Annotated in this window: 4 protein-coding genes and 1 pseudogene; 3 read left to right on the forward strand and 2 right to left on the reverse strand. The window is 42.0% G+C overall.

From position 1 onward, the window contains the following. Window positions 1-8: 8 nt before the first annotated feature. Both M2R47_RS01190 and fumC read right to left on the reverse strand, forming a co-directional pair. Window positions 9-1349, reverse strand: a complete 1341-nt coding sequence (locus tag M2R47_RS01190; protein ID WP_249097739.1) for a DUF262 domain-containing protein — start codon at window positions 1347-1349, stop codon at window positions 9-11. A 452-nt stretch (window positions 1350-1801) separates the two neighbouring features. Then, window positions 1802-3193 (reverse strand): class II fumarate hydratase, encoded by a 1392-nt coding sequence (gene fumC, locus M2R47_RS01195; protein ID WP_249097741.1) that lies wholly within the window; start codon window positions 3191-3193, stop codon window positions 1802-1804. 114 nt (window positions 3194-3307) lie between these two features. Between fumC and M2R47_RS01200 the strand changes: the two genes are divergently transcribed. From M2R47_RS01200 to M2R47_RS01205, 3 genes and pseudogenes are all read left to right on the forward strand, one after another. After that, a complete protein-coding gene (locus M2R47_RS01200; protein WP_249097743.1) occupies window positions 3308-3871 on the forward strand; it encodes a 5-formyltetrahydrofolate cyclo-ligase in 564 nt (187 codons plus the stop codon). A gap of 483 nt (window positions 3872-4354) precedes the next feature. Beyond that, window positions 4355-4588, forward strand: a pseudogene (locus tag M2R47_RS09615) (transposase); the annotation flags it as partial. Between the two features lie 529 nt (window positions 4589-5117). After that, window positions 5118-9760 (forward strand): two-partner secretion domain-containing protein (locus M2R47_RS01205; protein WP_249097745.1); only part of this gene is annotated, 4643 nt, incomplete at its 3' end.

Below are 9760 nucleotides of genomic sequence, written 5' to 3' on the forward strand. Positions count from 1 at the left end.
ATTCTCCATTAGTTGCTAGTAAACTCTTTTAAAAAGGGCATTAAATACCCATCAGCACTTTTAAAATCGTGCTTAACTTTTGCTATTCTAAAATTTAATATCTCATCGGCTCTTTGGGCAAGGCAAATGGTATGATATAGGCTATTTAGTTCGGTTTGCTCAATGTCTTTATAACCAAAATCTTTCATGGCATAATTTTCAATGGTGGCAAATGAAATCCTAGTTTGACTCAATCTGAGGCAATATACCCATTGGGCAATTTTTCTAACCGCTTGTTCAAGCCCATAATCGCCAAATTTATCATAATATGCCATGACCATAATGCGAAACAGCGTAAATAGATAAAAATCACCCACTCGTCCAGTATTGGCTTGCAAAGTTTTAAATAAAGGTTTAGGCTCTTTCCTTTCATCATCTTTGGCTTGAATGGTCATGCAGATTTTTTCATTATTTACCTTGCCATTGTCGCCAAACAATTCATCATACAGACAGCGATAATAAAAGATGTATTCAAAAAATCCATCGCCATCAATAAAGGTCATCGCCATATCATTGTACCGTGCTTGACCCAATGCACGATTTGGATAGTTTTTTTGTTCGTCTTTATTCAAGCCTTGAAAGGTATTGATGTTGTCTTTAATGAACTTTTCACCGTGTTGAAACTTTTTCCAGCGGCGATGACGATACAAAATATCATTCATAATCAATTTTAGCGATATTGGGTGCGTTACCGCATGCTCCCATTCTGCAACGGTTGTATTTATTTTTAGATTGGATTCGCCTTGCATATGCCTTAAATGATACGCCTTTAACAAATCATAGGCTTCCAAACTTTTGCCACGAGAGTTTTGCGAATCAAAATACTGAAAGGCTTCATCAATGTCGGTTAAAATAACAGTTGCAAAGGTGCATTTGCCAAGGATAAAGTTCTTAAAATCATCACCAAGCCTCAAATCTGCCACATAGCTTTTTAGATACTCATAATTTTGCTTGATATGCTCAACACTTTGACTGTGGTTGAATTTATTGTTAAGAAAATTAGGTTCGCCAAATGGATTTTTATTGCCATTTAATACATATAGCAATAAAAACAAGCTGGTCAGTCGCTGTTGCCCGTCTACGATGTCATATTCATCTTTACCTTCATCTTTATGCAAGACAATTACACCCAAACGACATTCTTGATTTGCATCCTTTTCCTTTATAAAATAAGAATAAATATCATCAACAAGCTGTTTGATGTGCTTGGTTTGCCATTTATAGGGGCGTTGGTAATCAGGAATGGTTAGCTGATATTCAAACATCTTATTGATGGTTTTGATACTAACCTTTTCATCACTTTTGGTCATAATAACTCCCTGGGATTGTATGGTTTTGGGGTTTGGCTATGCGGTACTTACTCGATAATAGGTATTATTGCACATTACTACGATAACCCTATAAGGCTTTCCAGCCCCAAGTTTTTGCTGTTTTTTACTTATACATGCAGGACTTGACTACATCATCTTGCTCTAACATTACACAAAAAACCGTTCGCCCTAAGCTATGTCTGTGGGTGAAGCGGTTTTTTGTTATGGGTAGGTATAGCTCACCACGGATGAAAAACCTTTGTTGTATTTTGAGCGGATTGACTATAAATATCTAGTAAATGTATTTCTCAGACACGCTGCGTCTTGCACAAAGTATCTTATTGAACAATGCCAATTATATTAAAGTTCAAATTTATTCTTGTCAAACAACAACCTTGCATAAAAAAATAAGGGCAATCACTCGCCCTTATTTACATACCCTTGATTTTTGGTTACTTCGGTGCAACCATGTCTTCTGGTCGTACCCATTCATCAAATTCTTGCTCGGTTAGTAATCCAAGCTCCACCGCCACTTGTTTTAGGGTTTTATTTTCTTTATAAGCGGTTTTGGCAATTTTAGCAGCATTTTCATAGCCTACATGACGGTTTAGGGCAGTTACCAGCATGAGTGAATTGTGCAAAAAGTAATCAATCTTTTCGAGATTTGGTTCAATGCCTACCGCACAGTTATCGTTAAAGCTGTTGCAAGCGTCCGCAAGCAGGCGAATCGATTGGAGTAGATTATAACCGATGACAGGCATGAAGACATTAAGCTCAAAATTACCGCTCGCCCCTGCCATGTTTATCGTTACATCGTTGCCCATGACCTGAGCGACCACCATGGTCATTGCCTCTGACTGGGTAGGATTTACTTTGCCTGGCATGATGGATGATCCTGGCTCATTCTCAGGAATGGTAATCTCACCCAAACCACATCGAGGACCACTAGATAACCAGCGTACATCATTGGCAATTTTATTCAGACTGACTGCCAAAGTCTTTAACGCCCCTGATGCAAACACTTCAGCATCACGGCTTGCCAACGCTTCAAATTTATTAGGAGCAGTTATGAAGGGCAATCCTGTCAATTCGCTAATTTTTTGGGCAGATTTGACCGCATAATCAGGATGGCTGTTTAGCCCTGTCCCCACGGCTGTTCCGCCAAGTGGCAACTGATACAAGCCTTGCAAAGCGTTGTCAATTCTTACCAGTGCCAAATCAAGCTGTGCCACATAACCGCTAAATTCTTGTCCTAGGGTAAGAGGTGTGGCATCTTGCAAATGGGTGCGTCCGATTTTGACGATGCCTGCAAAATCGGCAGATTTTTTGGCAAGCGTATCACGCAACGCCTTGATGGCAGGGATAAGCGAGCGGTTGATCTCAACCGCTACTGCCACCCGAATGGCGGAGGGGAAGCTGTCGTTGGTGGATTGGGCGTGGTTGACATGGTCATTAGGGTGGATGGGCTTATAAGTACCTTTTGGATTGCCTGCGATTTCATTGGCTCGGTTGGCGATGACTTCGTTCATGTTCATATTAGACTGAGTGCCAGAGCCTGTCTGCCACACGACAAGCGGAAATTGGTCGACAAGCCCGCCTGCAATCACTTCATCACATGCCTGCACAATCAAATCACGCTGACTACCCTCAATCCGTCCAAGCCCTGCATTGGTCAAAGCAGCAGCTTTTTTGACGGTTGCCATAGCGACAATGAGTGGTCGTGGCAAGGTCTCACCACCGATTTTAAAATTTTCACGGCTACGCTGAGTTTGAGCTCCAAAATAGGCATCGGCAGGGACTTGCACTTCGCCCATGGTGTCTTTTTCAATACGAAAGTCGGTCATAAACATTCCTTTTAAAGTGAAAAACTTGTTACAATACCAAATTAAAGAACCTTAATATATCACTATTAGCATCAATTATCAATCACTAATCATTATCATTATCATAGGAAACACATGAATAGCATCGCCTTTCGCAAAACCCTTCGCAAACAGCGTAGAAATCTCACCCCCAGACAGCGGCAGCATTCAGCAACACTGGCAAGCCTGCATTTGATCAAACTTGCCAAGCTCCTACCAAAACATGCCAAAATTGGGGTTTATCTGGATGATTTTGGTGAGTTACCCACTGGAGCGATTATCAAATTTTGCCAAAAACATGACTTCACACCCTATTTGCCCATCACTCACCCTAACAAACCCTTGATGTTTGCACCAATTTTTTATCAAATAGGCAAAACCCCTCTAAAAAATCATTCGCTTGGCATGAAAGAACCATTTCCCAAAAACACCGTACATGCCCATCGACTTGATTGTATCATTTGTCCCTTAGTAGCAGTGGATAAGTCAGGCAATCGACTGGGTATGGGCGGTGGATTTTATGACCGCACATTTGCCAAATTTCACGGCTTAAAAGTAGGTTGGTGCTATGACTTTCAGGTGGTGGAAAGCTTGGCAGTGAACGACTGGGATCAGGGCGTGGATTTGGTGATAACAGATCAGAGGGTAATGAGATTTTAGCCAGTGTATACAAAAAACATTGATACCATACATTTTGTTAAGCAAAAGAAATATCTGGCAGGATTATAACCAAACCTCAATAAAAACAGTACATGACATTCATCAATAGCAACCATATCCAACCTTTTCTGACCTATTCATCAGACCTACGCAAGCAAGTCATGCGCTCACACAATGAATATGGCTGGAGCTACCCTGATGCTTACCAGCATGAACGAACCCACCGTCTCAATTGTAGTCGATCAGGCATCCAACACGCCTTAAAGCGACTGGATATATCTCAAAAAGACACTGGATTACCCTAAAGTTTGTTTGCTTAGAACCATTGATTACTTAATCAAACTAAAAGCATATCAAGCTTGTGACATCCCACCGTTTACATGGGTGAGAGCGGTTTTGAACAACATACAGACCCTATGGCTATGCCCCTATTGGTGAACGGTGCTTAGTCAACCATAACTGGCAAACTAAAAAAGAACCAATGTCATTGGAGCATTGTATGGCAGAACCTTATTCGCCATCGATTACTTTGAGCAAAACATCAATACCGACGGCATATACGATTGGTGCAAGCATTCGCTAATTCCAAAACTAAAGAAAAAATGTGTCATCGTGATGGATAATGCCAGTTTCCATAAGTCTAAACGCATCCAAAAAATTATTAAACGGGCATGGTCATCGGTTATTGTTCTTACCACCTTATGGTCAACAGTATGATCCCATTGAAAAAAGCGGGCTCATACAAAGGCGGTGAGAGGCAAACTGCTTGAAGGTGATTTACCTAAGCTATTTAGGCAGGTGGCATGTGCTAATTTTATTTTGGCTTAGCTGTATAAAACAAATTAGCTAAACTGGAAAAATCCTACAACAGAGATTAAAAGCAAGCATTCAATAGCGAACTGTATAACCAACCACCAAAAGACCCTGCGAGCGAAATTAAATATCGCCCTAGCGTTCAAGAATTGGCTGATGATAACATTATCCAAACGGAACAAGCAAATAACCGAACCGATTTTGAACAGCAAAAAGAACCAGATAGGGATGGAAATAGGGGTTTTGAAATTGCGTTGTCACAGATGCCTAAAATTAAATTGGTAAGTGGTGTAACTTTGGCTACTTTTCCAAAAACTCTCTTGCTTATCTGATTTTAATCAAGTAAAATCGTAACTCTTATAAAACACCCTTCATTCTTAATTCATTCATTGGTAGATGGACATCTAACTAAATCACCCCCCAAGGAACCACCATGAATCGCAACCGTTTTCGTGTCATATTCAGCAAGACATTGGCTAGGTTGGTGGTTGTTTCTGAAAAGTCTAAATCTGATGGTAAATCTTCTGGTTTTGGCGGTTTTTCTCCTTCAGACTCTGATCCAAACTCTAATCAAGATACCACGCTTTCATCATCACATTGCACAAAAACCATCCTATACACTGCCATCATTACTTCTTTGCTTGGCATCTCAAGTACAAGCCTTGCTAATATTAAAGCTGATCCAGCTGCTACCAATAACCAAAAACCCATCATTGCAGCTGCCAAAAACAGTACTGGTCAAACCGTCCCTGTGGTGCAAATTCAAACACCTGTACAAGGCATCTCTCACAATAAATACAGCCAGTTTGATGTAAATGCTCAAGGTGCCATCTTAAACAATGTCCGTACAGGTGCTCAGACGCAGCTTGCAGGAGCGGTTGCTGGCAATCCATTTTTAAAACAAGGTGAAGCTCATACCATCATCAATGAGGTACGCAGTAATAAAGCAAGTCAGCTGACAGGTACGCTTGAGGTGGCAGGTCAAAAGGCAAATGTCATTATCGCCAATCCATCAGGCATTAATGTTGCAGGGGCAAATTTCATCAATGTCCATGAAGCTACCTTATCCACAGGACACATCGCCCATCAGATAGAGCAAGGGCGATTTAGCCACAATATCACTCAAGGCAGCATTACCATCAATGCGCCTAAATCAACGGCCAATTCAAATAATAATACAAGCAATAATCCAAACAACACCGACAAACAAATCATCGGACTTGGTGAGACGCATACCGCCGATTATGTCAATCTATATGCCAAAGCTGTCAGTATCAACGCTCAGATACAAGCAGAACACGCCATCACAGCAGTAGCAGGCAGCAATCAAATCAGTGATACAGGACACATCACGCCAAATCCCAACCAAAACAGTCAAGCTACAACAACAAACACCAACAAAAACCCCACCACCGCCATTGATGTCAAGCTACTGGGTGGCATGAGTGCTGGTAGCATCACCCTGATTGGCACAGATAAGGGTGTGGGTGTAAACACAGCAGGAGCGCTAACCGCCAAACACAGCATTCACATCAGCAGTGATGGTAAAATCACCCACACAGGCAAATCACAAGCTCAAACAGGCGGTATTAATCTTGCCAGTAATACCGCTATTGAGATTAAGCAGCATAACAGTCCAAATAATAATCAAGCAGCTGCTCAAAACTCAAATCTACAAGCCAATACCGACATTAAGTTGTCAGCACCAACCATTGTCGCTAATCAAGCTAATATCACTAGCAAAACAGGTGATATTAGTACCAATGCCAAACAAAACCTAACTTTCACAAACAGCACGCTAACTGCTGGTAAAAACCTTGAAGTAATTATTGCTAACGCTGACAGCAACCAAACCAACAAACCAAAACAAAAACACATCGCCACACTCACCAACAATACGCTAACCGCCAAAGGACACATCACCACCGCCAATCTACATGGTGATTTAACTCATACCGATAATAAATTGGTTGCATCAGGCAACATCTCAAGCTTTGCTGGGTTAAATCAAACCCTAACGAACACCAGCATCATAAGTAAACAAAACAGCCAAGTTGGTGCAAATCAAAATCTAAACTTTACAAGCAGTCAAATCAGCTCAGATCAACACACGGCTATTCATACCAAAGCCAATCAAACCAGCACAAACAGTCAGTTTAGCGCCAAAGGTGTGGTCAGTGATGTGGTGGGTGGAGCATACACCATCACGGGTAATGTCAACCATCAAGGTGGTGCGGTACTTATTGAAGCAGACAGTCTAACAATCAATAATCAAGACAAACTAAACATCAGCACAACAAACAGCCCATTACTATCAGCACATAATCAAACACGCCATCTATCAGGCGACATCAGTGTGCAAACCAACAAAGATCTTACTCTAACAAACACCACCAAACTCACCCAAACAGGCAATCAAGGTGATATTAGCCTAACCAGCAAACAAGGCAATCTTACCCTAACAAACCAACTAAATGCACCCAAAGGCAGCATCAGCCTACAAGGACAAAGCGTCGCCCTAACGGCAGCCAACATCAGCGCCCAGCAAGACATTAATGTCTATGCGACTGATGGCAGTGTACAGATTGACGGGGTGAGAGGGGAATTTGTTAATCAAAAATCAACACAAACATTGCCACATCTTCAACAACAAAAACAACAATTAGAACAAAAAATCAATGCCATTAAAAACAATCCAGCATATATCAAAGATAAGCAGCAACTGGACATTGCAATAGGTAATTGGTATGACGAAATGGATTTGGATGATTGCAATACTTGTGCAGCTTGGAGTCATGTCGATGAACTTGCAAAACAGTTTGCTAAAAAATATCAATTAAAGGCAGAGTTTGTCGCATTGCACGACTATGGTGCCCATATTAAAATCAGTGAACCTTACGCTCAAGAGCTTGATAAATTAAATCGTAAAATCCTGCTGGTATCCCAAAATACCTCAGGCTACGAACACACCCCATCATCACTCACCACCCAAACAAGCGACATCTCCATTCATGCCAAAGATACCATCATAGCAAGCGGTGCTAATATCAGTGCTGGCGGTAATATCACGCTAAATGCTCAAGGCTTTGCACCAAACAGTTATGAATTTGACAGCCAATCTGGTAAAAATTCTCAAAACCTAAATACCAGCATCATCCTAGATGGACTACAAAACCATTATGAAGTCGGCTCACAAGGCAGTAATCATCATCGCATTGTCGCTTTTAGCACACCAACCACACTGACCGCTGGCAAAGACATTAATATCACTGCCACCACCAAACAGCCTAACACACATCTGGTATTACAAGGCAGTCGGATTGCCGCTGGTGGTAATCTAACCATTGCTGCCAATCATCATTTGTTATTAGATGCTGCCATCGACTATGAATATGGCTATGACAAAACCACACACAGACATGGTAAGTGGTATAAACGCAAATACACCACAACCACCACAACCAATGAATGGACAGATGCTGATACAGTTAGCCTAACCGCCAATAACATTCGCTTGCAAACCCATGCCGATAAAGCAAACAGCCATATCAACATCTATGCTGCTGATATGACGACCACAGGTGGCGATATTCGTCTCATCTCCACAGGCAATATCAACCTATACGCTCTGACCAATCAGCACAGCAATGAACAGCATAGTCATACCAAGAAAAAACTTTTAGGCATTCGCTATAACACCACAGACAATCATAACCAAAGACAGCAAATCACTGCCCTACCAGCCACACTGGTGGCAAACTACATCAATAGCCGCTCTGAGGGTGATACCACCCTTGAGGGCACACGCTTTGACTATCTATCAGGGGCAAATTTCTATGCTGGTGGCAAGATTAATCTATTAGCGGCCATCAGTACCCTTCAAGAACAAGCACGAACCGATAGCAACTCTGTGGTTTGGCAAAGTATGCAAAATACGGGCAGGATAGAACAATCTGCCCTGCTGCCAAGCTTTACAGGTCCGACAAACCCCACCTTTGAAGCCAAAGGCGGTCTAAATGTCCAAATCCCCATATCAGAAAAGGATGTTCAAAAAAGACAGCTCAAAGATGAAATCATCACCCTTGCCAATCAACCAGAATACAGCTATCTAAACGAACTGATCAACCGTGATGACATCAACTGGCAACAAGTCATCTTAAGTAACGATGAATGGAACTACAAACAACAAGGACTCACACCTGCTGGAGCAGCCATTGTGGCGATTGCAGTGGCTTATGCGACAGGTGGTCTTGGGTCAGAACTTTCGGCATCTATTGTGAGTTCAGCAACTAATGCTGGCATCGCTGCTAGCACAGCAGGTACTTTGGGGGCGATGAGCTCTGCTGCATTTGGATCACTGGTCAGCACAGCCAGTATCAGTCTTATCAACAATCAAGGAGATATTAAGGCAACATTAAAGGAGCTTGGTAGTAAACAAAACATCAAGCAACTGACCTTTGCCATTGCCAGCGCTGGGATTGGTAGCAAAATCAACCAAACACTCTCAAAAAGTCTTGGTGTGGGTGATATAGCCAACTCCCACAATTTTAGCCATAAAATCAGCAAAGGTATCGCCAACGCCACTTCAACTGCGCTGCTTGAAAGTGCCATATATGGCACCAGTCTTGAAAAGTCATTAATTAAAAATCTGCGTGGTGAAGTTGCCAATGCTGTCGCCAGTGAGATCTTTACCGATTATGTCAAACCACTGGACAAAGATACCCTAATAGATAACATTACCCATAAACTTGCCGCTGGCTTAACAGGCTGTCTATCTGCCAAAGCGGCAGGAAATCGTTGTGAAGCAGGCAGCATCGGTGCTGTCGTTGGTGAGATGTGGGGTGATTATCAAGTAGATGACCCAAACACCCTAACCCAAGCACAAAAAGACAAACTCATCAATCAAGCCAAACTGATTGCAGGCATCACCGCTGCTTATGCTGGAGAAGATGTCAATGTGGCTGCTGGTGTGGCAGCGGAGGCGGTGAGGTGGAATGCTGCGTGGTCAAAAACTGCTGCATCTAATATCTATAAAAGACAACGAGAAGAATGTCAATCCTTAGGCATACCTTCAAA

Source organism: Moraxella oculi, assembly GCF_023336735.1.
In the GTDB taxonomy this organism is placed as follows: domain Bacteria; phylum Pseudomonadota; class Gammaproteobacteria; order Pseudomonadales; family Moraxellaceae; genus Moraxella; species Moraxella oculi.